The sequence below is a fragment of the Pilimelia terevasa genome, from assembly GCF_014647915.1.
GTDB lineage: Bacteria > Actinomycetota > Actinomycetes > Mycobacteriales > Micromonosporaceae > Pilimelia > Pilimelia terevasa.
The window spans coordinates 21,777-45,629 of the sequence record NZ_BMQC01000015.1 but is presented as its reverse complement, the minus strand read 5'-3'; the positions used below and the strand labels follow the sequence as shown (position 1 = coordinate 45,629).

The window sequence follows — 23,853 nt, the reverse complement described above, 5'->3', positions numbered from 1 at the left end:
CGCGGGCCGGCCAGGCCGGCGCGCGCCGGGGCAGCGGCGCCCCCTCGTCACGGTTCAGCCCCCGCCTTCGGCCGCGATGCCGTGCCCCGTCGGTGTGGTGCCGACGGGGCACGGCGGCAGACCGGAGCCGACGCTCAGACGCCGGCGTTCGACCGGATCCACTGGCGGGTACCCGCCACGGCAATGCTGGAGTACTGCGCGTTGCGCGTACCGGCGGTCGACGCGACCCCGACGACCTTGCCGCCGAACCACGCCGGACCACCGGAGTCACCGTTGGAGGCGTTGCCGGTGACGTGGGTCAACTGGAGCGCCGGCCCGCCCTTGTGGTCCTTGGCCGCTCCGTCGATCCGCAGCGTCGCCTGCTTGAGTACCGGCGAGGGGGGGCACTGCTGGCTGACGGGGCAGGTCTTGCCCCAGCCGTAGATTTCCACCTCGGAGCCGTTGGTCGGAACGGCGTCCGCCACCGGCGCGATCACGGGGTTCTGGATCGGCGTGGCGAGCTTGAGCAGGGTCACGTCGTACTTGCTGAGGTACCGCTCGACCTGGTACAGCGTTCCTTCCCCACGCTTGAGGCTGCCCACCTTCACGGAGAAGACCTTGCCGGTGTGCCCGTAGGTGAGGCAGTGGTCGGCCACCAGGACCCAGTCGACGGCGATGATCGAGGCGGAGCAGGACGGACCGCTGGCGCTGCCGTCGCCGCGGTAGAACTGCGCCGCCCACGGGGCGCTCTCGGTCACCTTGCCGTCCACGATGCGCCCGTCGCCGGGCATCGGGTTCGTGGCGGCCTGTGCAGGTGTGGGGATGCCGAGGGCGGCCAGTACGGCGACTACCGCGGCGCTGTGCTTGCGAACCATCATCAACGCTCCGATCGGGTGCGGGTGGGGGGACGGCGACATCCGGGGGTGAGCCGACGCCGCGCGGGGCGCGATCTGCGCAGGCGGCTCCGGCACGCGGGGCACCGGAGGCGCATGGACATTCACGAAGACGTGCATCAATATATGACTGCCTTCGACGCGCTCACAAGTGGTCAGCACGCGGCGACGCGCCCGGGCACGCCGGGCCGTAGGGCCTGTTCCAGCGGTAGGGAATAGGTGGTACCCGCTCGTCAGCGAGCTGCCGCCGACGGGATCCCGTCAGCGCCCTCGACATGGCGCCGAAAGTCGACATCTGGCGCCGATGTCGCCAAACGAAGCCAACACCAGGACGGCACGGGCGCACGTCTCCCCGTCTCGCTCCCATGGTGGACCCGCTCCACGCTGCTCCCCCACTCGGCAGCGGTGCGGCCGCCGCGCGGGAACGGCGGCGACCGGCCGCCGGGGGCTCGCGTACCATCCACCGCATGGTCGAGGTGCATCAGGCCGGGTTCGCGCAGCTCGACCCGCACACCCTGTACGAGGTCCTGCGGCTGCGGGCCGAGGTGTTCGTGGTCGAGCAGGACTGCCCGTACCAGGACCTCGACAACCGCGACGTGGAGCCCACCGCCCTCCACGTGTGGAGCACGGGCGACGGGGCGCTCCTGGGGTACCTGCGGGTACTGGAGGAGCCCGACGGCACGGCCCGCATCGGCCGCGTGGTGGTGCGGGGCGCGGCGCGCGGCACCGGTGTCGTCCAACGCCTGATGCACGCCGCGCTCGCCCACATCGGCGCCCGCCCGAGCGTCTTGGCGGCGCAGGCGCACCTGGAGCGCTTCTACGCGCGCTTCGGGTACCGGGCCTGCGGCCCTGGGTTCGACGAGGACGGTATCCCGCACCTCCCGATGCGACGCGACGCCGACTGAGGTCGGCCGGTGCCGGCAGGTCGGCCCGTGCCGGCAGGTCAGCCTGACAGGTTCAGTCCCGTGCCGGCAGGTCAGTCCATGCCGGCGAGGCCGTGCGGGCTCTCGGGCTCCCGCTCGCTGCGGCCCGCCGCGGTGTCCCGGTCGGTCTTGGCGTACTGGTGCTCGCCCGCGATGTCCGGCTCGTCCTCGGCCAGGGCCGGATCGGTCAGGGCGGGCGGCGGAGTCGGGGCCGGTGTCGGCGTCTCTCTGCTCATGGCCGACGACTACCCCGCCGGGGCGCCGCCGCAAACCGGCGGCAGCGCCCCGGACACGCCCGCGGTCCGCGGCGGCGGCCCGGTCAGGGCAGGTCGGCCACCATCTGGGCGACCGTCCGGCGGCGGCCGGTGTAGAAGGGGACCTCCTCGCGGACGTGCCGGCGGGCGCCCGAGGCGCGCAGGTCGCGCATGAGGTCGACGATGCGGTCCAGCTCGTCGGCCTCGAAGGCGAGCATCCACTCGTAGTCGCCCAGGGCGAACGAGGCGACGGTGTTGGCGCGCACGTCGGCGTAGCCCCGGGCCATCCGGCCGTGCTCGGCGAGCAGCTCGCGCCGCTCGGCGTCGGGCAGCAGGTACCACTCGTAGGAGCGGACGAACGGGTACACGCACACGTACGCCCGGGCCTGCTCCCCCGCCAGGAACGCCGGCAGGTGGCTGCGGTTGAACTCGGCCGGCCGGTGCAGCGCGGCCTGCGACCAGACCGGCGCCAGGTGCCGGCCCAGTGCGGTGCGGCGCAGGGCGGCGTAGGCGTCCTGGAGCGCGTCGGCCGTCTCGGCGTGCCACCACACCATCAGGTCGGCGTCGGCGCGCAGGCCCGCCACGTCGTACACGCCGCGCACGACGACGTCGCGGTCGGCGAGGTCCGCGAGCAGGGCCTCCACCTCCGCGACGAGCGGGTCGCGCTGGGCGGGCAGGCGGTCGGCGGCGCGGAACACCGACCACATGGTGTACCGGATCGTCGCGTTGAGTTCCCTGATCCGCGCGGCGTTGGTCTGCGGGTTCTCAGCGGTCACGGTGCCTCCTGGAGGTGAGGTGCTGCCAGATCTCGTCGGCGGCGCGGCGGCCGGAGGCCACGCACGCCGGGATGCCGATGCCGTCGCAGGCGGCGCCCGCCAGCGCCAGCCCCGGGCCGAGGGCGGCGCGGGCGGCGGCGACCCGGTCGAGGTGGCCGGGCCGGTACTGGGGCAGCGCGCCGCCCCACCGCTGGACGTGGGAGGCGAGCGGCGCCGGCAGGGCCGCGCCGAGGAGGTCGCCGACGGCGGCGAGCGCCGCGGCGGCGAGCGTGTCGTCGTCGACCTGCAGGGCCGCCTCCTCCCGGTACCGGCCGGCTGAGGCGCGCAGCAGGACAGGCGTGTGGGCGGGCCGTCCCCACTTGCGGCTGACGAACGTGGCGGCCTTGACCAGGCCGTCGGGCGCCAGCAGGCCGGACAGCTCGGGCAGCGCGGTACCGGCGGGCAGGGCGAACGTGACCAGGGCGACGCTGGCGTAGTCGAGCTGCCCGACGAGGTCCGCGGCGGGCTCGGCGGCGCTGGCGAGCAGCCGGGCCGCCGGGCGGGCGGGGACTGCCAGGACCACGGCGTCGGCGGTGACGTGGACGGGGTCGCGGGTGGCGCCGAGGGTGAGCCGCCAGCCGTCGCCGGCGGGGTGCAGGGCGCGCACGACCTGGCCGGTGTGGACGGTCGCGCCGCTGGCCGCGGCGACGGCCGCGGCGAACCGGCCGAGGCCGCCGGCCACCGCGGTGAACACGGGTGCGCCGGCCGGGCGCGGCAGGGCGGCGAGGGCGGCGCGGACCGCGCCGGTCAGGGTGGGCGCGCCGCGGCACGCGCGCGCCAGCGCGGGCATCGTGGCGGCCAGCGACAGCGCGTCGGCGTCGCCCGCGTACACGCCGCCGAGCATCGGGGCGACGAGCCGGTCGACGACCTGGTCGCCGAGGCGGTCCCGGACGAGGGCGCCGACGGCGACGTCCTCGTGCGGGCCGAGCAGCGGCGGGGCGCCGGCGGCCGGGGGCGGCTCGGGGCGGGCGGTGGCCAGCGGCGGCAGCGCGGCGAGGTCGCCGGGGACGCCGACGAGGGTGCCGGCGGGCACCGGGTGCAGGGCGCCGTCGACGGCGATCGCGGCGCGGGCGGTCACCGGGTGGCACAGCGCGTCGCCGAGGCCGACGGCGCGGGCCAGGTCCAGGGCCGCGGAGTCGCCGCCGGTCAGCGGATCGCGGGTGAGGAACGCCTCGGCGCCGTACTCGACCGGCTGGCCCGCGAGCCGCCCGGTGCGCAGCTTGCCGCCGACGGCCGGGCCGGCCTCGTAGACGGTGATCCGCAGGTCGGGGCCGCCGTGCCGGCGCAGCCGGTGGGCCGCGGCCAGGCCGGCGATGCCGCCGCCGACCACCGCCACCTCCATCATGCGCCCCAGCCTCTCAGGCCGCCCCGCGAGCGCGGCCACCGGGCCGGTTCAGCGCCGGAAGATCTGCATGATCTCCAGCACGGCGGGGCCGAGGATGACGACGAACAGGGACGGGAAGATGAACAGCAGCACCGGAAAAAGAATCTTGATCGGTACCTTCTGGGCCAGCTCCTCGGCGCGCTGCCGGCGGCGCAGCCGCATCTCCCGCGAGTGCTCGCGCAGGACGGAGCCGATCGGTACGCCGAGCTCGCCGGCCTGGACGACGGCGGAGACGAACGTCCGCAGCTCCGGTACCGTCGTCCGGTCGCCGAGCGCCCGCAGGGCGTCGGCCCGCGCGGTGCCGATCTGCATCTCCTGGAGCACCCGCACGCACTCGCGGGCCATCGGCCCGCGCCCGTGGTGGGCCACCTGGGCCAGGGCCGCGTCGAAGCCCAGGCCCGCCTCGACGCCGATCACCAGCGTGTCCAGGACGTCGGGCAGCGAGTTGCGCAGCTCCTGCTGGTGCTTCAGACCCAGGTTGTAGATCATCAGGTCGGGCGCGAACAGGCCGGCCGCGGCGCCGAGCAGGGTGCCGGCGAGGCCGCCGCGCAGGCCGCCCAGCGCGGTGCCGAGGAAGCCGCCGAGCACCGCGCCGACGGCCAGGCCCACGCCCTTGGCGGGGACCACCCTCTCGACCGGCCAGGCGGCCGGGTTGCCCGCGTAGTCGAGGTGCCGCTGCAGCCGGAGCACCGCGCCGGTGGGCGTCAGCGCCCGCCCGACGCCGCCCAGCCGCCGGCCGAGCGGGGCGCCGAGGCGGTCCCGCAGCGGGCGGTCGCGCGGGGCGAGGTAGCCGCCGGGGCGGGTGCGTTCGAGGTGGGCCAGCGAGCGGGCGATGTCGGCGCGGGCCCCGCGCGCCCCGGCGAGGGTGAGCACGGCGATGACCATCGCGCCGCTGATGGCGGCCATGCCCACGAGCAGGACGGGGGACATCAGACCTCCACGTGGATGAGTTTGCGCATCCACAGTGCGCCGACGCACACCATGACCACCGCGCCGACGAGCATCGCCGCGCCGAGCCCCGTGGTGTACAGCGGACGGACGTACTCGTTGCGGAAGAAGAACATCCACGCGCCGAGCACCACCGGCATCCCGAGCAGGACCATCGCCGACAGCCGGCCCTCGGCCGACAGGGCGCGCACGTGCCGGAACAGCCGCCCGCGCTCGCGCATCGTCTCCACCGCGGTCTCCAGCGTCTCGGACAGGTTCCCGCCGACCTCCCGCTGGATCCTGATCGCCATCACCAGCCAGGCCATGTCCTGGCTGCCGTTGCGGGTCCCCACCCGCTCCAGGGCGTCCTCCAGGTCGCCGCCGAGGCGGGTCTCGGCCAGGGCGCGGCCCAGCTCCCCGGCGACGGGCTCCCCCGCCTCGCGGACCAGCGAGTCGATCGCCTGGGCGAGGGAGAAGCCGGAGCGCAGCGAGCCGACCACCAGTTGCAGTGCCTCGGGGAGCTGGTCGGCGAAGGCGCGGGCGCGGCGGTTGGCGCGGGTGCGCAGGTACCCGCCGCTGCCGAGCCAGCCCAGCAGCAGGCCGGCGGGCAGACCCGCCCACCACGGCAGCAGGAGCAGGCCGAGCAGGCCGCCGCCGCCGGCCGCCGCGGCCCGGACCAGCATCCACTCCTCGGCGCGCAGGCTGCTGCCGGCCCGGTCCAGGGCCTGCTCGATGCGCTCGCGCCGGCCCGGGCGCCGGACCACCTGCGCGGAGAACGACAGCGCCGCCTGGAGCATCGGGCCGGTACCGCCGCGGGCCGCGGGCGCGCCGCCGCGGTGCAGGACGAACGCGTCGAGCTGGGCCAGCCGCCGCTGGACCTCGCTGCGGCCGATCAGCGGCAGCGCCACGAGCAGGACCAGGACGAACAGCGCCGCCCCGGCGGCGGCGGCCACGTGCCACGCCCGCACGGGACCCGGCCCGGCCGCGGCGTACACCCGCGGCCCGCCGCCGACCGAGGTGTCCACCCGGAAGGTGACCGGGGTCTGCCCGCCGGCGGTCACCCCGCCCGCGACGGCCCGGACCGTCAGCGTGGCGGGCCGGCCGGCGAGCTGCGGCGGTACCGCCGCAAAGACCCGGACCGGCGGCCCGAGGCCGGCGGCCATCGACCGGAACACCGCGCGCAGCCGGGCCGCGTCGCCCGCCCCGACGACCCGGCCGCCGGTCGGCGCGGTGAAGCCGCGTAGCTGGGCGTCGGAGGCCTCGCCGAAGCGGACGGCGTCGACCACGACCGGGCTGGCCGCGAGCGTGGCGGCCAGGGCGGCGGCGCTGGTGCGCGAGCCGCGGTCCTCCCCGTCGGAGAGCACGACGGCGCGGCGCTCCACGTAGGCGCCCGCGGCGGGGTCGACCTCCGGGTCGAGGGCGGCGGCGGCGCGGGCCACGCCGTCGAACAGGGCGGTGTTGCCGGCGGCGGCGAGCCGGGCCACGGCGGCGCGGAAGGCGGCGCGGTCCGCGGTCGGCGGCAGCACCGTGCGGGCGGTGTCGGCGACCGCGATCAGGCCGAGGGCCACGCCGGCCGGGGCGGCCGCGGCGTAGTCGGCGGCGGCGGCGCGGGCGGCGGCGATCCGGGCGCCGGCCATCGAGCCGCTGGTGTCGAGCACCAGGACGACGGCCCGGCGGACGCCGGAGCCCGCCGCGCCGGCCACGGGCGCGACCGTCGCCGGCAGATCCACGCCGTCGGCGGCCACGGTGATCCGGGCTCCCGCGAGCGCCCCGCCGGGCAGCTCGCTCCCGGCGAGCAGGAACGACACCGTACCCGGGCCGGTCTGCACGCTGGTCACGGCGAGCGCCGGGCCGGCGGCGGCGGCCGGTACCCCGCCGCCGGCCGCCAGGCCCCCGGCGGCGACCGCGGCCGCGAGCCGGGCGGCGACCCGCGGCCCGGCGGCGCGGCGGGCGGCGGTCACCGGCGGGCCGCCATGAAGGTGTCCGGGGCCAGGGCGACCCCGTAGGCGGCGAGGGTGTCCAGGAAGCGGGGCCGCAGGCCGGTCGGCTCCAGGGTGCCGCGGAACCGGCCGTCGGGGTCGTGGCCGGCCCGGAAGTCGAACAGGTACAGGTCCTGCAAAGTGATGATCTCGGACTCCATGCCGACGACCTCGGAGATGTGGGTGATCCGGCGGCTGCCGTCCTTGAGCCGGCTGACCTGGATGATCAGGTCCACGGCCGAGGCGACCTGCTCGCGGATCGCGCGGACCGGCAGGTCCATGCCGGCCATCAGGACCATCGTCTCCAGCCGGGCGAGCGCGTCGCGCGGGGTGTTGGCGTGCAGGGTGGTCAGCGACCCGTCGTGGCCGGTGTTCATCGCCTGGAGCATGTCCAGGGCGGCGCCGTCGCGGACCTCGCCCACGACGATCCGGTCCGGGCGCATCCGCAGCGCGTTCCTGACCAGGTCCCGGGCGCTGATCTGGCCGCGGCCCTCCACGTTGGCCGGCCGGGACTCCAGCCGGACGACGTGGTCCTGGTGCAGTTGCAGCTCGGCGGCGTCCTCGACGGTGACGATCCGCTCGTCGGCGGGGATGAAGCCGGACAGCACGTTGAGGGTGGTGGTCTTGCCCGAGCCGGTGCCGCCGGACACGAGTACGTTCAGCCGCCCGCGGATGCAGCCCTCCAGCAGCGTCGCCGTCTGCCGGGTGAGGGTGCCGAAGGTGACCAGGTCCTCGACCGTGAACGGGTCGGTGGCGAACTTGCGGATGGTCAGCGAGGAGCCGTCCAGCGCGATCGGCGGCACGACCGCGTTGACCCGGGAGCCGTCGGGCAGCCGGGCGTCGACCATCGGGCTGGACTCGTCCACCCGCCGCCCGACCCGGGAGACGATCCGGTCGATGATCCGGCGCAGGTGCGCCTCGTCGGCGAACTCCACGTCGGACGGCACCAGCCGGCCCCGGCGCTCGACGTACACCCGCTGCGGGCCGTTGACCATCACCTCGGTGACCTCCGGGTCGCGCAGCAGCGGCTCGATCGGCCCGTGGCCGAGGATCTCGTCGGTGACCTCCTGGATGATCCGGGTGCGGTCGCCGCCGGCCAGCGGCGTCTCCTCGGCGGCCAGGAGCTCCAGCAGCGTCGTGCGGACCCGCTCGGCCAGGTCGGTGGAGTTCTCCGAGTCGTACAGCTTCGGCCCGAGGATCTCGGCGAGGCTGCGCTGGATCCGGGCCCGCACCTCGGCGACCCTGTCGCTGGCCTGCCGCCCGGCGGCGCGGTACCGGTCGCCCGCGCGCGGGGCGTCGGCGTCCGCCGGTGCGGGGGCGGGCCGGGGGGACTCGTCGGCGTCGCGCGGGACACCGCCGGAGATCCGGTCGGCGAGCCCCATCTCAGCCCCGCCGCCCGAACAGGCGCAGGCCCCGCCGCTGCGGCGCCCGCGCGTGGCCGGCGCACCGGTCGGCCAGCTCGCGGATGGACCGGCTGACCGCGTGCTGCGGCTGGTCGACGGCCAGCGGGATGCCCCGGTTCACCGACAGCGGCACGTCGCGCGACGAGGGCATGTGCACCGCCATCGCCATCCCCACGGCCCGCTCGATGTCGGTGACGCTGAGGCCCACCTGCGAGTCGGCCCGGTTGAGGATGGCCAGGCGGCGCTCGCGGGGGTACTCCAGCAGGTCGAACATGTCCTGGGTCAGCTTGATGCTCTTGAGCGTGGGCAGGTCGGGGGTGACCACGAGCGCGAAGTGGTCGGTGAGGTCGAGCGTGGCCAGCACCTGGTCGCTGAAGTACGGCGGCGTGTCCACGACGACGAAGTCGTACATCTGCCGGGCCACCCCGATCAGCTCGCCGATCAGCTCGCGGGTGACGTGGTCGCCCTCGGCGGGGCCGGCCGGGGCCAGCAGGGTGTCCAGGCCGGGCCGGTACTTGGTCAGCAGTGAGGTGAAGCCGTCGGGGTCGAGCCGGCCGGCCATGCCGATGGCGTCGGCGATGCTGCGCTCCGGTTCGAGCTGGAGCATGATCCCGACGTCGCCGAACTGGAGGTCCAGGTCCACCAGCAGGACCCGCCGGTTGCCGCCGTCGGCGAGGGTCACGGCGAGATTGGTGGCCACGGTGGACTTGCCGCAGCCGCCCTTGCCGGCGAACACGGTCACCACCTGCGCGGTCCGGGGGCCGGCCGCGGGGGCGATGCTGGCGCCGAGCTGCCGGGAGACGTCCAGCGACCGGGCGCACGCCGTGGCCAACGCGGCCGGGTCGTCGGCCGGGACGACCTCGCGGATGCCCGCCCGGATCGCCTCGGCCAGCACTGGCACCGCCACCGCCTCGCGCAGCAGCACCACGCCCAGCGTCGGCCGGGCGATGCGCAGGCTGGCGCCCAGCCGCAGCGCCTCGGCCAGCGGGAGCAGCGGGCCGAGCACGACGAGCTGCTCGTCGCCGCCGCCGGCCAGCTCCCGCTCCAGGGCGGCGACGCTGTCCACGGCCCGGAGGGCGCCGGGCAGCGACGGCGGTGCCGGCAGCCCGCCGGGGACCTCGCAGTAGATCGTCATCGTGGCCTCTCAGGGGTACAGGGTGTTGGTGTCGACGCCGGTGCCGGGGGCCACGGTCGTCGCGCTGTCGAGCAGGGCGAGGTAAAGGGTGCTGGTCACGGTGGCGTGGATGAGGCGCTCGGCCTCGGGCTGGGTGACGCCGACGGTGACCAGCAGCGGGGTGTCGGCGCCCTTGTCCGCCTTGCCGCCGGGCGTCGGCGCCGGGTTCGCGCCGGCCACCGCGCCCGGCGCGCCCTGCCCGCCCACGGCCAGGACCTCGACCCGGGGCAGCAGGACCCGGGTGGCGTGGACGTTCGCGGCGCCGCTGACGACGCTGGTCTCGCCGGAGGGCACCCGGCCGCGCCCGGCGCGGGTGGTGAAGGTGCTGAAGACGGCGATGCTCGCCCCCGGCCGGACGAAGCCGGCGACCCGCTCGGCCGCCGACAGCTCCACGCTGACCGCCAGCTTGCCCGCGGGCAGCGGCAGCCCGCCGGTGGACTTCGTGGACTCGCCGAACGCCCCGCGCAGCACGAGCTGCCGCGGCTGGAGGTCGGCGGTGAGGACCAGGGCGTCCAGCGCCGGGGGGACGGCGTCCAGGGCGTCGGCCGGGGCCGTCTGCGCCGGTACGACGACCCGCTCGGTGAGGTCGCCGGCCCGCAGCTTGGCGCCGGTGGTGCCGGCCGGGATCCGCTTCGCCGCCACCAGTACCGTCACCGCCTGCTTGCCCGCCACGGCCCGCGCGTCGGCGCCGCGCACGTACGCGACGACGGCCAGGCAGCCGACCGCCGCCAGCAGGAACGCGGCCAGTACCGCGAGCAGGCGCCGCTTCATCCGTCGTGTCCCTTCTCAGCCGATGAGGTCGATGACGGCCAGCCCGAGGTCCGGGCCGCCGATCTCGGTGTCCGCGCCCGCCCGCAGATCGCGGACGAGGTAGCCGTACAGGCACCGCTCCTGGCCGGAGCACAGGTGCGTATTGCTGAGCCACGACGCCTGGGCCATCCCCGACAGCCGGTAGCCGGTGATCACGAAGCCGGCGAAGCCGGCCAGGTGGTACGTGATGTGGGAGCCGTTGCCCCGGACCGTGTCGTAGATCGGGATCGCGGACACGGCGCGGTCGGCGCGGACCTGGGGCAGCACGTCCTTGCACGGCTTGGAGACGGAGTTGCCGGTGTCGCCCTGGTACGTGCCGTCGGCCTGGACCTCGGCCTCGCAGGTCTTGTCCGGGTCGGCGAGCCAGCCGAAGCCGCCGGGCCGGTCCCAGCCCGACGGCCCGGCCGGGCAGGACGCGTTGCCCTGCGAGTCGTGCAGCCGCACCGCCCGCTCCGCGCCGACCGGCGGCAGGCCGGCGTCCGGGGTCATCCACAGTGTCGCGCCGCCGCCGGTCATCAGGTTCCACTCGCACAGCGAGAACGTGACGGCCAGCCCGCGCGCCCGGCGGGGCGCGCCCCAGGTGGCGCGGGCGCAGGCGCCGACGGTGCTGCCCTCGTACGCGCCGCCGCTGAGCGCCGCGGCGAAGGTGCCCGGCAGCAGGGTGGTGCCGTCGGCCATCCGGGTGGCCGTGCGCACCTCGACGTACGGGCGGGGGCTGGGCGGCGGCTCGCCGAGGCAGGCGGCGCGGTTGGCGGCGTCGGCCGGGCACGCCGGCAGGCCGGTGGTCCGACCGCAGACGACCGGCGCGTCGGCCGCGCCGTCGGCGGCGTTGGCGGCCGCGTACGCCGCCGCGGACTCCGCCCGGTCCAGGCAGGCGCCGCCGTCGGTGGCGCAGGACTCGGCGACCGCCCGGGCCGCGGCGTCGGCGCCGCCGACGAGCTGTTCGCGCTCGGCGTACAGCCGGCCCACGTCGACCACGACGGTCGCCATGCCCAGCAGCAGGCCCATCCCGGCGACGATGGCCACGACCGCCGCGGCGGCGCCGCGGTCCCGATCCGGGCCGGTCAGCGCCGCGCGCACCCGGCCGCGCCAGGCGGCGGTCAGCCGGCGCACGGCATGACCCCGGTCGCGGTGAGGGTGACGCCGCCGAGCAGGGCGTCGACCGGGGTGATCGCCTCGAACTCCTGGCGCAGGGCGACGACCGCGTCGTCGTCGCGGTCGCCGGCACACGCGGTCACCTCGGGCGTGCCGGGGACCGCGCCGAGGGTCGCCGCGATCCGCGTGTCCGGGTCCAGTCCCAGCGCGACCGCGCGGGCGCCCTCGCGGGCGGCCTCGGTGAGGCTGATCTGGGCGTTGAACATCCGTCCGAAGTCGATGATGCCGAACAGGACGGCGGCGAGCAGCGGCAGGACGAGGGCCATCTCGACGGCGGCGGCGCCGCGGTCGGCGCCGGCGGCGTGGCCGCGCGGCAGGTGGCGCACTGTGGACTCCCGGGGTCGTGGCGCGGGGTCCCGGATCCGCCCGTGCGGGCGCGCGCGGATCCGGGACCCCGCGGCTGTCGGCCGGACCGCCGGCGGCGGCCGGGGCGCGGCGGGCGGCGGGCCGGTCAGGCCGGCGTGTTGTCCGCGACGTCGTCGGCCACGCCGCCGAACAGGGCGTCCAGGTTGTCGCCGAGGGCGATGACCGAGATGATGATGACGGCGGCGATCAGGGCGACCATCAGGCCGTACTCGACGGCGGTGGCGCCGCGGTCGCCGCGGGCGCGGTCGAGGAGCACCGAGAGGTAGGCCAGCATAGGATCTCCTTCTGCGTTAAACGGCCCCTTCCGTAGGGCCGGACGCAGAGTGTGATCGGGCGAACCCTGAGAGTTATTAGTCTTCGGGTGCGCTCAGGCCGGACGGCCGACTGCCGACGGGACGAAACCGGCCAGGGGCGTGGCGGTCAGCGTCCGCTCAGCGCGTGCACGAGGGCCACGACCCGGGTGAGCACGTCCGGGTCGGTCTCGGGCAGCACGCCGTGGCCCAGGTTGAACACGTGCCCGGCCGCCCGGGCGCCCTCGGCGAGGATCCGGCGCACCTCCGCCTCGATCACCGGCCACGGCGCGAACAGCAGGCACGGGTCCAGATTGCCCTGCACGGCGACGTCCGCGGGCAGCGCGGCGGCGGCGGCGTCCAGCGGCGTGCGCCAGTCCACGCCGACGACGTCCGCCCCGGCCTCGGCCATCGCCGGCAGCAGGTGCGCGGTACCGACCCCGAAGTGGATCCGCGGCACCCCCGCGGCGGCGAGCCCCGCCAGGACCTCGCGCGAGTGCGGCAGCACGAACCGGCGGTAGTCGGCCTCCGACAGCGCCCCGGTCCACGAGTCGAAGAGCTGGACCGCGGCCACCCCCGCCTCGACCTGGACCCGCAGGAACTCCCCGGTGATCTGCGCCAGCCGCCCGCACAGGGCGTGCCAGAGCGCCGGGTCGCCGTACATCAGCGCCTTGGTCCGGGCGTGGTGCCGGGACGGGCCGCCCTCCACCAGGTAGCTGGCCAGCGTGAACGGCGCCCCCGCGAACCCGATCAGCGGGGTGTCGCCCAGCTCGGCGACCAGCAGCCGGACCGCCTCGGCGACGAAGTCCACGTCGCCGGCCGCCAGCGGGCGCAGCCGGTCCAGGTCGGCCGCCGCGCGGACCGGCGCCGCGACCACCGGCCCCGTGCCGGGGACGATGTCCAGGTCCACGCCCGCCGCCGCCACCGGCACCACGATGTCGCTGAACAGGATCGCCGCGTCCACCCCGTGCCGGCGGACCGGCTGGAGGGTGATCTCGGTGACCAGGTCGGGCCGGCGGCAGGACTCCAGCATGCCGACGTCCGCGCGCAGCGCCCGGTACTCCGGCAGCGAACGCCCCGCCTGGCGCATGAACCACACCGGCGTGTGCGCGGGCGTGCCGCGCCGGCAGGCGACGAGGAAGGGCGCGGCGGCGCGCGGTTCGCTACTCATCGCCGCCATGCTCGCACGACCCGCCCGCGCCTCGGCGTGCCGGGGCCGCCCGCGCGCCCGGGCGCCCTAGGCTTGGCGCTCATGCAGGCGCCCGACGACACCCCCGAGGTCTTCTCCGCGGCCGTCGCCGGGCTGCGCGCGCACGCGCCGCGCCCGGAGATCACGTTGACCGAGGTGCCGGCGCCGCAGCGGCTGGCCCCGTACGCGTTCGCGCTGGGGGCGGAGGTCCACCGCGACGGCGACGAGGTCGCCACCGGGCGGCTGATCCTGCTGTACGACCCGGCCGGGCACGAGGCGTGGGAGGGCTCGCTGCGCCTGGTGACCTACCTGAGCGCCGACCTGGAGCCGGAGCTGGCCACCGACCCCATGCTGCCGGCGGTCGGCTGGAGCTGGCTGGTCGACGCGCTGGCCCACCACCGGGCGGCGTACCGGGCGGCGGGCGGCACGGTCACGCAGACGATCTCCACCCGGTTCGGGGAGCTGGCCGGCCCCCCGGCCACCGGCGACATCGAGCTGCGGGCGTCGTGGAGCCCGGCCGACGACGACCTGGCGGCGCACATGGCGGCGTGGTGCGCCCTGCTCGCCTCGACGGCCGGCCTGCCGCCGCCGGGGGTCACCGCGCTGCGCGAGCGCCGCGGCGCCCCTACCGGATAGGCCCCGCGAACGGCGCGCAGGACGCGCCGACCCACCCTCCGCAGGGCTACATCGGTCGACACGTACGGTTAACGGATGACCGACGAGCCACCCACCGACGCCCAGGCCCCGGCAGCGGCCGAGGAGTCGGCGGCCCGGGAGTCGCGGCCGCTCACCGCCCCCCGCGACGGCACCCCGCCGCCGGTCGACGGGCCGCGCGCGCTGGCCGACCTGGTGGCGCGCTTCGGTACCGGCGCCGGCCCGGTGGCCCTGGACGCCGAGCGGGCCTCCGGCTACCGGTACAGCCAGCGCGCCTACCTCGTGCAACTGCGGCGCCAGGGCGCCGGCACCGCCCTGATCGACCCGGTCGGCGTGCCCGACCTGGCGGCACTCGACGCCGCCATCGCCGACGCCGAGTGGGTCCTGCACGCGGCCAGCCAGGACCTGCCCTGCCTGGCCGACCTGGGCCTGCGTCCCCGGCGGCTGTTCGACACCGAGCTGGCGGCCCGGATCGCCGGCCTGGAGCGGGTCGGCCTGGCCAGCCTGACCGAGAACCTGCTCGGGTACTCGCTGGAGAAGCACCACTCGGCGGCGGACTGGTCCACCCGCCCGCTGCCGGAGTCGTGGCTGACGTACGCCGCGCTCGACGTCGAGCTGCTGCTGGACCTGCGCGACGCGCTCGCCGCGGACCTGCGCGCCCAGGGCAAGGACGAGTGGGCGGCCGAGGAGTTCGCGGCGCTGGTGCGCTGGGGCGGCCAGCAGCCCAGGACGCGGGCGGACCCCTGGCGGCGCACCTCCGGCGTGCACCGGCTGCGGGGGCCGCGGGCGCAGGCCCGGGTCCGCGCGCTGTGGACGGCCCGCGACCAGCTCGCCCGCCGCCGGGACACCGCGCCGGGCCGGGTCCTGCCCGACGCGGCGCTGGTCGCTGCCGCCGAGGCCGACCCCAGGGACGAGCGCGCGCTGCTGGCCATCACGGGCTTCAACGGCCGGGCGACCCGCCGGCTGGCCAAGGTCTGGCTCGACGCGCTGGCGGAGGCCCGGGCGCTGCCGGACGGGGAGCTGCCGACGCCGCCGCCGGCCGACGGCCCGCCGCCGCCGCACCGGTGGGCCGAGCGCGACCCGGCCGCGGCCGCCCGGCTGGCCCGCTGCCGGCAGAGCGTCACCGCGACCGCCACGGCGCTGCGCCTGCCGCCGGAGAACCTGATCAGCCCGGACAGCATCCGCCGGCTCGCCTGGACCCCGCCCGAGGAGGTCACCCGGGACGCGGTGGCCGCCCACCTGCGCGGGTACAGCGCCCGGGAGTGGCAGGTGAAGCTGGTCGCCGCCGACCTGGCGGTGGCGCTGGCCGCCGCCGACTGAGCGGCGGCGCGCGGAAAAGTGCCACGCGCGGAAATATTGCGTACGCGCGCAACATCGCTACCCTGAGGTAGTGGATCACGGTACGGCGGTGTTGGCGCAGGGCGCCGGCCTGCGCGAACGTAAGAAGGCGGCCACCCGGCGGGCCCTCAGCCAGGCCGCGCTGCGGCTGGCCATCGCGCAGGGGCTCGCGGAGGTGACGGCCGAGGCCGTCGCCGCGGCGGTCGGCGTCTCCCCCCGGACGTTCCACAACTACTTCGGCAGTAAGGAAGAGGCGGTCGCCGCGGCGGTCGAGGCCCGGACCCGGGCGCTCGCCGACGACCTGCGCGCCCGCCCGGCCGACGAACCGCTGTGGGACGCCGTCACGGCGGTGACCCTGCGCCGCTTCGCCAGCGGGTACGCCGACGTGGCGGAGACCGTGGCCGCCCAGCGCCTCGTCCTGTCCACCCCGGCGCTGCGCGCCCACCACTACCAGGTCAGCGACGCCACCGACCGCGTCCTGGTCGAGGCGGTGGCCGCCCGCACCGGGCTGGACCCCGACCGCGACCTGTACCCGCGGCTGGTGGTGGCCGCGGTGTCCAGCGCCGCCCTCGCGGCCATGCAGCTCTGGGCCGACGGCACCAGCGGCGCCGGCAGCGCCGCGGACGTCCTGGTCGACGCGCTCGCCCAGCTCCGGGCCGGACTGCCCGAGCCGCCGCCGGCCGGACCGCCCGACCTGCCGCGCCCCGCCGACAGGGCCGACTCCCCCGACTGGCCCGACCCCCGATCCCCCGACCGAAGGAGCAGGTGAGGCACATGTGGCACCGTCCCCGCGCGATGGGCGCCGTACCGACGGCCGCCGACGCCGTCCGGCTCGGCCGGTCCCCCAACTACCGCGACGGCGCGTTCCAGAACCGCTCCTACGACGGCCGGGCCCCCGGGGCGCACCGGCCCGGCGGCCGCGGCATCGTGCGCCAGTGGCGCGAGCGCGGCCCGCAGCAGCCGGCGGGCGCGGTGCCGCTGGTCCGCGGGCGCGCCGGGGAAACCAGTGACGACCTGCGGCTGACCTGGCTGGGGCACGCGACGACGCTGGTCGAGATCGAGGGGCACGCCGTCCTGTTCGACCCGGTGTGGAGCGCCCGGTGCTCCCCGGTCCCCGGGGTGGGTCCCCGCCGGATGCACGCCGTGCCGATGGCGCTGGCCGACCTGCCGGCGCTGACCGCGATCGTCATCTCGCACGACCACTACGACCACCTCGACCTGGCGACGGTGACCGCGCTGACCCGGCGGCAGCGGGCGCCGTTCGTGGTGCCGCTGGGCGTCGGCGGCCACCTGCGCCGCTGGGGCGTCCCCGAGGAGCGGGTGATCGAACTGGACTGGGACGGCCACGCCGAACTCGGCGCGCTGCGCCTGACCTCCACGGTCGCCCAGCACTTCTCCGGCCGGGGCCTGGCCCGCAACCCGACGCTCTGGTCGAGCTGGGTGGTCGCCGGACAGCGCCGCCGCGTCTTCTACACCGGCGACACCGGCTACTTCCCCGGCTTCGCGGAGATCGGCGCGGCGCACGGGCCGTTCGACGCCACCCTCGTGCAGGTCGGCGCGTACGGGGTGTCGTGGCCGGACATCCACATGACGCCGGAGGACGGCCTGACCGCGCACCGCGACGTCGGCGGGCGGCTGCTGGTCCCCGTGCACTGGGGTACGTTCAGCCTCGCCTTCCACGCCTGGAGCGAGCCGGTGGAGCGGCTGCTGAGCAGCGCGGCGAAGGTCGGGGTCCCCGTCGCGGTACCGCGGCCCGGCCAGCCGATCGACGTCGCGGCGCCGCCCGCGGTCGACCACTGGTGGCGGGCGGTGGCCAGCGTCCCGCGGCCGGCGCGGCTGCCGATCGGCGAGTTGGTGGACGCGCCGCAGCACCCGTGAGGTGACGGGCGGACGGGGTTTGGTTTGCACCTTTTCGGGCGGGCGGCAATCGGGGCAAATCGGTCGGGGCACCGCTAGCGTCGGGGCGTTCCGGCATCCCCCCGATGCCCCCCACCCACCGGGAGGCCCTGTGCGCCCGTCCACCCGTACCCGCCTGGCCGCCGCGGCCGGCACCGCCGCCCTGAGCGCCGGCCTCGTGCCGGCCCTGGCGCCGGCCGCCGCGTCCGCGACGCCGGCCGTCGTCAACCACAAGCCGACCGTGCACATCGCCGGCGGCCTGTGCGGCAACCGCCGGACCGTCGTCCGGCTGCGCCTGTGGGACGACCACACGCCGCGCGAGCAGCTCCACTACACGATCTCCTACAACGGCAACCCGGCCCTGTTCGAGGACACCCCCTGGTGGACCGCGGGCATCGAGCACCGGATCACCTTCAACCACCCGGCCAACCCGCAGGGCGTCGCCGACCTGGTCATCACCGTCTCCGACGGCCAGGGCGGGGTGACCGACTACCTGCTCACCTACCGCATCGGGTACGTCGCCATGACCGGTACCGGCGTCAGCGACTTCATCGTCGGCACCGGCGCCGCGAGCACGCTGCGCGGGATGGGCGGCACCGACGTCATCTGCGGCAACGCGGGCGACGACGTGGTCGACGGCGGCGACGGCGCCGACTTCCTGTACGGGGGCGACGGCGCCGACACCGTCGACGGCGGCGGCGGCGCGGACCAGCTCACCGGCGGGGCGCAGGCCGACCGCTTCGTGCACGGCACCGGCGACGCGCTGGTCGACTACACGCCCACCGACGGCGACACCAGCGAACTGGTGGGCTGACGGCCCCGCCGGCCGGGCCGGCGGGTTCGGTGGCGGCGGGGTCCGCGCAGGTCGCGGGCCCCGCCGCCACCGGCGTCAGTGGGTGCCCTCGGGCCGGGTGTGCTTCTGTGCGGCCTCGGCCGCCTTGTCGATCTTGCCGCGGTACTTGCCGCCCGTGCGGCGGTCGGCCTCGTCCGCCGCCTTGCGGATGACCTTGTCGACCTTGTCGTCGTGCTTGGCCGCGAGCTTCTTGATCTTGTCGAAGAAACCTGCCATGTCTCTCTCCTCCTCGGTGCGCGGTGACGCGGGTGCCGGTGTCGCCGCGGTGTCGGGCATTCTCCTCCCGTTCCCTGACAGTCGTCGCGCGGCGTGCCGGCCGGCATCGGCGCCGCACCCGCGGGGTCGGCCGCCCACCGCGCCAACCGGCGTCGGGCTCGCGGTCAGCCGGCGGGGAGGCGGACCGCGACGGTCAGCCCGCCGTCCGGGGCGGGGTGCGCGGTCACCGCGACCGTCCCCCCGTGCGCGTCGCAGACCGCCCGCACGATCGAGAGCCCCAGCCCCGAACCGCGCGCCCCGGTGCGCTCGCGCCCGCCGCGGCGGAACGGCTCGAACAGCCCCGGCACGTCGCGCTGGGCGACCTCGAAGCCGGAGTTGCCCACCTCCAGGAACACCTGGCCGCCGTCGACCCCGGTCCGGGCCCAGAGCCGGCCGTGCAGGTGGTTGTACCGGACCGCGTTCTCCACCAGGTTGCCCGCGAGGCGGCTGAGCAGGTCCGGGTCACCCTGGACCGGCGCCGGCCGCAGGTCCGAGTCGACCTCGATCTGCACCCGGTCCATCTCGTACCGCATCGCGGCGAGCGCCGCCGCCACGTCGTCGGCCAGGTCCACCGACGCCGTGCGGGCGAGCCGGCCGCGCTGGCCCTCGCTGCGGGCCAGGACCAGCAGCGCCTCGATGAGGCCGTTGGCCCGCTCCGAGGCCTGGCGGACCACGCCGGCCATCCGGCGCAGCTCGGCGGCGTCGGCGTCCGGGTCGGCGAGGGTGACGTCGATCTCGGTGCGCATGACCGCCAGCGGCGTGCGCAGCTCGTGGGAGGCGTTGGCGACGAACCGGCGCTGGGAGTCGAACGACTGGGCGAGGCGGTCCAGCATGGCGTCGAAGGTCCCGGCCAGTTCGGCGACCTCGTCGTCGGAGCCCTGGGGGCCAATCCGCTGGTCGAGGGTCTGCTCGGAGAGCCGCCGCGCCGTAGCGGTGACCTGGTGGATGGGCCGCAGCGCGCGGCCGGTGAGCAGGTACCCGGCGAGCATCCCGGCCAGGGTGATGACGACGATGGCCCCGATGCCCTCCAGCAGCGTCAGGGTCCCCAGGTCGGCGAAGGTCCAGGCCAGGACGAGCAGGATGACGCCGCCGTCGAACAGCAGGAAGCCGATGAGCAGGCTGAGCCGCAGCCGCAGGCCCGGCGGGCGGCCGAACGGGTACCGGGTCACGGGGCGGCCTCCGCCTCGGCGACGAGGCGGTAGCCGGCGCCGACGACGGTGTCGATCAGCGGCGGGTCGCCGAGCTTGCGGCGCAGCGTGCGCATGGTGACCCGGACGATGGTGGTGAACGGGTCGGTGTTGGCGTCCCAGACCCGGTCGAGCAGCTCCTCGCTGGAGACCACGGCGCCGCGGGCCCGCAGGAGCTGCTCCAGGACCCCGAACTCCTTGTTGGTCAGCTCGACGGCGGCGCCCGCGCGGGTGACCGTGCGGCGGGCGGGGTCGACCTCCAGGTCCGCGGCGGTGAGCACCGGCGGCGCGGCCGGGGTGGCCCGGCGGCCGAGCGCCTGGACGCGCGCGACCAGTTCGTCGAACGCGAACGGCTTGCCCAGGTAGTCGTCGGCGCCCAATTGCAGGCCCTCGACGCGGTCGGCGACGGTGCCGCTGGCGGTGAGCATGAGCACCCGGGTGAGCGCGTCGGAGGAGATCAGGTCGGCGCAGATCTCGTCGCCGTGCCGGCCGGGCAGGTCCCGGTCCAGCACCAGCACGTCGTACCGGGTCACGAAGGCCATCTCGTGTCCGGCGTCGCCGTCGTACGCCACGTCCACGGCCATGCCGTGCCGCCGCAGGCCGCGCGCGATCGCGTCGGCCAGATTCCGCTCGTCCTCGACCACCAGTACCCGCACGCGCCCATCCTCCCCCGCCCCGGGTGAGCCGGCGGTGAGGCGGGGCGGCTCAGGCGGCCAGCGCGGTGGCGGGCAGGCTGCGGGAGGTGTAGGCGCGGCCGTCGGCGGTGACGGCGGCGCTGGCGTACCCGGCCTGGTCGAGGCGGGCGAGCCAGGCCAGGCCGGTGCGGCCCATCGCCATGGCGGTCGTGGCGTAGGCGTCGGCGCGGCCGAGGTCGGGGCCCACGACGGTGACGGACTGGAGCTGGGTGGCCGGCCGGCCGCGGACCGGGTCGATGACGTGCTCGCCGCGCTCGTAGATGCCCGAGGTGGCCACGGCGACGTCGTTGCCGGTCACCACCCAGGACAGCTTGTCCGGCTGCCACGGGTGCCGGACGCCGATCCGCCACTGCCGGCCCGGGCTGGGGCAGCCGCGGGCGCGGATGTCGCCGCCGGCGTTGAGGCAGTGGTGGCTGGACCCGTTGGCCGCCAGCCACCGCGAGGCCACCTCCACCGACCAGCCCTTGACGAACCCGGACGGGTCGAGCTGGCCGGTGGCGTACGCGTCGAAGAAGCCGTCGGTCTCCCGCCACAGCTCGGCGCACGTCGCCAGGACCTCGCGGACGTCGCTGCTGCACTCGGCGACGGTCAGGTCGCCGCGGCCCAGCCGGCGGATCTCGCTGTGCGGCTTGTAGGTGCTGAAGCGGCGGTCCACCTCGTGCAGCCAGGCGACGGTCTGGTCGATCATCCCGACCTTGGTCGCGGCCGGCAGCGGGTCGGCCAGCTCGATGCTGACCGCCGTGCCCATCACGTGCTCGACGTGTCGCATGTGCCCGCCTCCTACAGTCCCGCGTCGTCGAGCGCCGACTGGAGCGACCTGCGGTACCCGGCGCTGGTGTACGTCGCGCCGGAGACCGCGTCGATCCGGGCGCTCTGTGCCTGGAGCGTCGCCTCCCGCAGGCGCGGGATCGCGTTGCCGTTGACGGTGCCGGAGTTCCCGTCGGTCGGGTAGCTCGCGTCGGCGGCGGTGATCTTGCCGTCTTCGACGGTGACCGACACCCGCACGGTTCCGTAGGGGTTGGTCACCGCGTCGCCGCGGAAGGTGCCGTCCCGGCCGCCGCCCCCGCCCCCGCCACCGGCGCGGTCGCCGCCCTGGGAGTCGCCCCGGCGGTCGTCGCGCTGGCGGTCGTCGGGGGCCGCGGGCTCCGGTGCACCGGCGGCGACCGGCTCGTTGCCGGCCAGCGCGACGGGCGCCGCGGTCAGCCGGACCCCGAGCAGCATGGCGGCACCGGCCACGGTGCCGATGACGGCGGCGGTGGTACGTCGCACAAGGTCCTCCTGGACGGTCTGCCGTTACAGTTCGAACGGGTCGAGATGGATCTGCCGGCGGGGCACCCCCAGGCGGCGCAGGTTGTCCACGGTGTCGCCGACGAAGCCGCGCGGCCCGCACAGGTACACGTCCCGGTCGCCGATGTCGGGGACGAGGCGTTCCAGGCCGTCGGGGGTGGCCAGCTCGCGGGGACCGCGGTCGTCGCGCTGGCCGAGTACGTAGACGACCCGGATGCCGCGGCGGGCGGCGAGTGCCTCGACCTCGCGGCGCAGGGCCAGGTCCGACTCGGTGCGCGCCCGGTAGACGAGGACGGTGTCGGCGGGTACGTCCTCCAGCAGCGCCCGCACCGGCGAGATGCCGGAGCCCACGGCGATGAGCAGCGCCTTGTTGCGGATCCGGCGGTCGGCGGTGAAGACGCCGTTCGGACCGTCGGCGAGGACGCGGGTGCCCGGGGTCAGGTCGCGCAGGGAGCGGGTGTGGTCGCCCACCGCGGAGATGGTCAGCCGCAGCCACCGGCCGTTGGGGGCCGCTGACAGCGAGAACGGGTGCGACTGCCACCAGCCGTCGGCGGTCAGGAAGCGCCACCGGAAGTACTGGCCGGCCTTGGCCGGCAGCCGGTCCAGTTCGCGTCCGGTCAGGTAGAGGGAGAAGGCGGCCGGGGACTCGACGACAACCTCGCCGACGGTGAGCCGGTGCCGCAGGTTGAACCAGACCGGGTCGATCACCCGGCCCCACAGCAGGGCGGAGACGGCGACCGCGTACAGGGCGGTCCAGTACCAGTAGCCGAAGCCGTCGGTCAGGTTGGCGCCCATCGTGAACTGGTGGCCGTAGGACAGGATCAGTACCCCGTAGGTGCCCAGGTGCAGCGTGTGCCAGAGCTCGTAGCGGATCCGCTTGCGGATGCCGCGGACGGCCAGCAGGCCGATCAGCACCAGGATGCCGGTGGCGACGGTGGCGTTGAGCAGGTCCGGTACCGCGAGGAACGCGCGGGCCTGGCCCAGCAGCGGAAGCTGCGCGCGCAGCCCGTAGCCGTAGGTGATCAGGGCACCGTGGGCCACGAGCATGACCAGCAGCGACGTACCGATGCCGCGGTGCCAGCGCATCAGTTCGTGGCCGCCGACGGCCTCCTCCAGCCAGGCCAGCCGGCTGGCGAAGACCACCTGGGCGAGCAGGAGGAAGCCGCCGACCATGCCGGTGACCCGGCCGGCGGCGACGATCTGGTCGGCCGGGGTGGCGAGGCTGCCCGGCGCGGTGTCGAAGATCCAGACGGCGACGCTGGTCGCCAGCATCGCCCAGAACATGATCCCGACGAGCAGCCCGTTGCCGGCCGACTCGTCGCTGCGCAGGCGGTGCCGGCGGATCCGGCGGTCCCCCACGAGCAGGTTCCCGGTCTCGCCAGCGGCCGGCGGCGGTACCCCGGGGCCGCGGGCCGGGCGGGGTACGGGCCGGGCGACACCGACGGCGCCGCCGGCCGTCGCCGGCCTCGGTACCGCCCGCGTGGCGCTGCTGGTCACGTCGCGTACCCCTTCCCCGGGTGATCTGGTCGCACCGGGGTACGGGCGCCACCGGCGGAGAGTTCGAACCCGGGCCACATTTGTCAGTTGGCCCGGTTCCTCCTCCTCCGCACATCCCGCCGAACGACGGCGCGGGGGCAGTAGTCGCTACAGAGACACGAAAACAAGTGAATTCCGGTTATCAAGACAAATCGGCAGGGCGGCGGGGGCGCTACCGTGGGCCGGTGACCTTCGCCGAGCTGATCCGGCTGCGCCGGGTCCGGGACCTGATGGACCGGGACTACGCGCAGCCGCTCGACGTGCCGGCGCTCGCCCGGGCGGCGTACCTGTCGCCCGGGCACTTCTCCCGCCGGTTCCGGGCGGCGTTCGGCGAGACGCCGTACCAGTACCTGATGACCCGGCGGATCGAGCGGGCCAAGACCCTGCTGCGGCGCGGCGACCTGAGCGTGACCGAGGTGTGCGTCGCCGTCGGCTGCACGTCGCTGGGCTCCTTCAGCGCCCGGTTCACCGCGCTGGTCGGCGAGACCCCCAGCGCCTACCGGGCGCGGCGGCACGACTGGGCCGCGGCCGTACCGCCGTGCGTGGCCAAGATTCTCACCCGACCGGTCAGGAACGGAGAAGCCGGACCGGCCGTCGCCCAGTAGCGTGAC

General features: G+C 76.1%; 26 protein-coding genes. 7 read left to right on the top strand and 19 right to left on the bottom strand.

Annotated elements, in window-relative coordinates; all coding sequences use genetic code 11:
• Positions 1 to 134: 134 nt before the first annotated feature.
• A complete protein-coding gene (locus IEY75_RS17340) occupies positions 135 to 857 on the bottom strand; it encodes a S1 family peptidase (RefSeq protein WP_189115421.1) in 723 nt (240 codons plus the stop codon).
• Between the two features lie 482 nt (positions 858 to 1,339).
• Here IEY75_RS17340 and IEY75_RS17335 point away from each other — a divergent pair, with 482 nt between their 5' ends.
• Entirely contained in the window at positions 1,340 to 1,777 is a 438-nt protein-coding gene (locus tag IEY75_RS17335; RefSeq protein ID WP_189115420.1) for a GNAT family N-acetyltransferase, read from the top strand.
• Between the two features lie 71 nt (positions 1,778 to 1,848).
• On the opposite strand, the gene IEY75_RS17330 is transcribed toward IEY75_RS17335, so the two are convergent.
• From IEY75_RS17330 to hemE, 12 genes are all read right to left on the bottom strand, one after another.
• Positions 1,849 to 2,031, bottom strand: a complete 183-nt coding sequence (locus IEY75_RS17330) for a hypothetical protein (RefSeq protein WP_189115419.1) — start codon at positions 2,029 to 2,031, stop codon at positions 1,849 to 1,851.
• Positions 2,032 to 2,114: 83 nt separating this feature from the next.
• Positions 2,115 to 2,825 (bottom strand): hydrogen peroxide-dependent heme synthase, encoded by a 711-nt coding sequence (gene hemQ / locus IEY75_RS17325; protein ID WP_373290288.1) that lies wholly within the window; start codon positions 2,823 to 2,825, stop codon positions 2,115 to 2,117.
• Entirely contained in the window at positions 2,815 to 4,218 is a 1,404-nt protein-coding gene (hemG, locus tag IEY75_RS17320; RefSeq protein WP_373290290.1) for a protoporphyrinogen oxidase, read from the bottom strand. Before hemG ends, hemQ begins: the two co-directional genes overlap by 11 nt.
• Before the next feature lie 39 nt (positions 4,219 to 4,257).
• Positions 4,258 to 5,178, bottom strand: a complete 921-nt coding sequence (locus IEY75_RS17315; protein WP_189115417.1) for a type II secretion system F family protein — start codon at positions 5,176 to 5,178, stop codon at positions 4,258 to 4,260.
• A complete protein-coding gene (locus IEY75_RS17310; RefSeq protein ID WP_189115416.1) occupies positions 5,178 to 7,136 on the bottom strand; it encodes a type II secretion system F family protein in 1,959 nt (652 codons plus the stop codon). Before IEY75_RS17310 ends, IEY75_RS17315 begins: the two co-directional genes overlap by 1 nt.
• A complete protein-coding gene (locus IEY75_RS17305; protein ID WP_189115415.1) occupies positions 7,133 to 8,536 on the bottom strand; it encodes a TadA family conjugal transfer-associated ATPase in 1,404 nt (467 codons plus the stop codon). Before IEY75_RS17305 ends, IEY75_RS17310 begins: the two co-directional genes overlap by 4 nt.
• 1 nt (position 8,537) lies before the next feature.
• Entirely contained in the window at positions 8,538 to 9,692 is a 1,155-nt protein-coding gene (locus IEY75_RS17300) for a CpaE/TadZ family protein (RefSeq protein ID WP_189115414.1), read from the bottom strand.
• Between the two features lie 9 nt (positions 9,693 to 9,701).
• Entirely contained in the window at positions 9,702 to 10,502 is an 801-nt protein-coding gene (gene cpaB, locus IEY75_RS17295; RefSeq protein WP_189115413.1) for a Flp pilus assembly protein CpaB, read from the bottom strand.
• Positions 10,503 to 10,517: 15 nt separating this feature from the next.
• The gene (locus IEY75_RS17290; protein ID WP_189115412.1) at positions 10,518 to 11,654 is read right to left on the bottom strand and encodes a pilus assembly protein TadG-related protein; all 1,137 of its coding nucleotides are present in this window, start codon (positions 11,652 to 11,654) and stop codon (positions 10,518 to 10,520) included.
• The gene (locus IEY75_RS17285) at positions 11,642 to 12,022 is read right to left on the bottom strand and encodes a TadE/TadG family type IV pilus assembly protein (RefSeq protein WP_229789834.1); all 381 of its coding nucleotides are present in this window, start codon (positions 12,020 to 12,022) and stop codon (positions 11,642 to 11,644) included. Before IEY75_RS17285 ends, IEY75_RS17290 begins: the two co-directional genes overlap by 13 nt.
• Positions 12,023 to 12,147: 125 nt before the next feature.
• The gene (locus IEY75_RS17280) at positions 12,148 to 12,336 is read right to left on the bottom strand and encodes a Flp family type IVb pilin (protein WP_189115411.1); all 189 of its coding nucleotides are present in this window, start codon (positions 12,334 to 12,336) and stop codon (positions 12,148 to 12,150) included.
• Positions 12,337 to 12,482: 146 nt separating this feature from the next.
• The gene (hemE, locus tag IEY75_RS17275; protein WP_189115410.1) at positions 12,483 to 13,532 is read right to left on the bottom strand and encodes a uroporphyrinogen decarboxylase; all 1,050 of its coding nucleotides are present in this window, start codon (positions 13,530 to 13,532) and stop codon (positions 12,483 to 12,485) included.
• Between the two features lie 72 nt (positions 13,533 to 13,604).
• On the opposite strand from hemE, the gene IEY75_RS17270 reads away from it, so the two are divergent.
• The 5 genes from IEY75_RS17270 to IEY75_RS17250 all read left to right on the top strand — a co-directional run bounded on the left by IEY75_RS17270 (position 13,605) and on the right by IEY75_RS17250 (position 18,243).
• Entirely contained in the window at positions 13,605 to 14,177 is a 573-nt protein-coding gene (locus IEY75_RS17270) for a DUF3000 domain-containing protein (RefSeq protein WP_189115409.1), read from the top strand.
• A 75-nt stretch (positions 14,178 to 14,252) separates the two neighbouring features.
• The gene (locus IEY75_RS17265; protein WP_189115408.1) at positions 14,253 to 15,515 is read left to right on the top strand and encodes an HRDC domain-containing protein; all 1,263 of its coding nucleotides are present in this window, start codon (positions 14,253 to 14,255) and stop codon (positions 15,513 to 15,515) included.
• 70 nt (positions 15,516 to 15,585) lie between these two features.
• Positions 15,586 to 16,302 (top strand): TetR/AcrR family transcriptional regulator, encoded by a 717-nt coding sequence (locus IEY75_RS17260; RefSeq protein ID WP_229789830.1) that lies wholly within the window; start codon positions 15,586 to 15,588, stop codon positions 16,300 to 16,302.
• A 5-nt stretch (positions 16,303 to 16,307) separates the two neighbouring features.
• On the top strand, positions 16,308 to 17,411 hold the full coding sequence (locus tag IEY75_RS17255; protein ID WP_189115407.1) for an MBL fold metallo-hydrolase: 1,104 nt from the start codon (positions 16,308 to 16,310) through the stop codon (positions 17,409 to 17,411).
• A 130-nt stretch (positions 17,412 to 17,541) separates the two neighbouring features.
• Positions 17,542 to 18,243, top strand: a complete 702-nt coding sequence (locus tag IEY75_RS17250; RefSeq protein ID WP_189115406.1) for a calcium-binding protein — start codon at positions 17,542 to 17,544, stop codon at positions 18,241 to 18,243.
• 75 nt (positions 18,244 to 18,318) lie between these two features.
• On the opposite strand, the gene IEY75_RS17245 is transcribed toward IEY75_RS17250, so the two are convergent.
• The 6 genes from IEY75_RS17245 to IEY75_RS17220 form a co-directional block, all read right to left on the bottom strand.
• The gene (locus IEY75_RS17245) at positions 18,319 to 18,498 is read right to left on the bottom strand and encodes an antitoxin (protein WP_189115405.1); all 180 of its coding nucleotides are present in this window, start codon (positions 18,496 to 18,498) and stop codon (positions 18,319 to 18,321) included.
• Between the two features lie 164 nt (positions 18,499 to 18,662).
• Positions 18,663 to 19,706, bottom strand: a complete 1,044-nt coding sequence (locus IEY75_RS17240; RefSeq protein ID WP_229789828.1) for a sensor histidine kinase — start codon at positions 19,704 to 19,706, stop codon at positions 18,663 to 18,665.
• Positions 19,703 to 20,380 (bottom strand): response regulator transcription factor, encoded by a 678-nt coding sequence (locus IEY75_RS17235; RefSeq protein WP_189115404.1) that lies wholly within the window; start codon positions 20,378 to 20,380, stop codon positions 19,703 to 19,705. The genes IEY75_RS17240 and IEY75_RS17235 overlap by 4 nt, the downstream gene beginning before the upstream one ends.
• 49 nt (positions 20,381 to 20,429) lie before the next feature.
• A complete protein-coding gene (locus IEY75_RS17230) occupies positions 20,430 to 21,188 on the bottom strand; it encodes an FAD:protein FMN transferase (protein ID WP_229789826.1) in 759 nt (252 codons plus the stop codon).
• A gap of 11 nt (positions 21,189 to 21,199) precedes the next feature.
• Positions 21,200 to 21,688, bottom strand: a complete 489-nt coding sequence (locus tag IEY75_RS17225) for an FMN-binding protein (protein WP_229789824.1) — start codon at positions 21,686 to 21,688, stop codon at positions 21,200 to 21,202.
• A gap of 24 nt (positions 21,689 to 21,712) precedes the next feature.
• A complete protein-coding gene (locus tag IEY75_RS17220; protein WP_189115403.1) occupies positions 21,713 to 23,203 on the bottom strand; it encodes a ferredoxin reductase family protein in 1,491 nt (496 codons plus the stop codon).
• 269 nt (positions 23,204 to 23,472) lie between these two features.
• On the opposite strand from IEY75_RS17220, the gene IEY75_RS17215 reads away from it, so the two are divergent.
• Complete coding sequence (locus tag IEY75_RS17215) at positions 23,473 to 23,847, top strand: helix-turn-helix transcriptional regulator (protein WP_189115459.1); 375 nt, start codon at positions 23,473 to 23,475, stop codon at positions 23,845 to 23,847.
• Positions 23,848 to 23,853 lie beyond the last annotated feature (6 nt).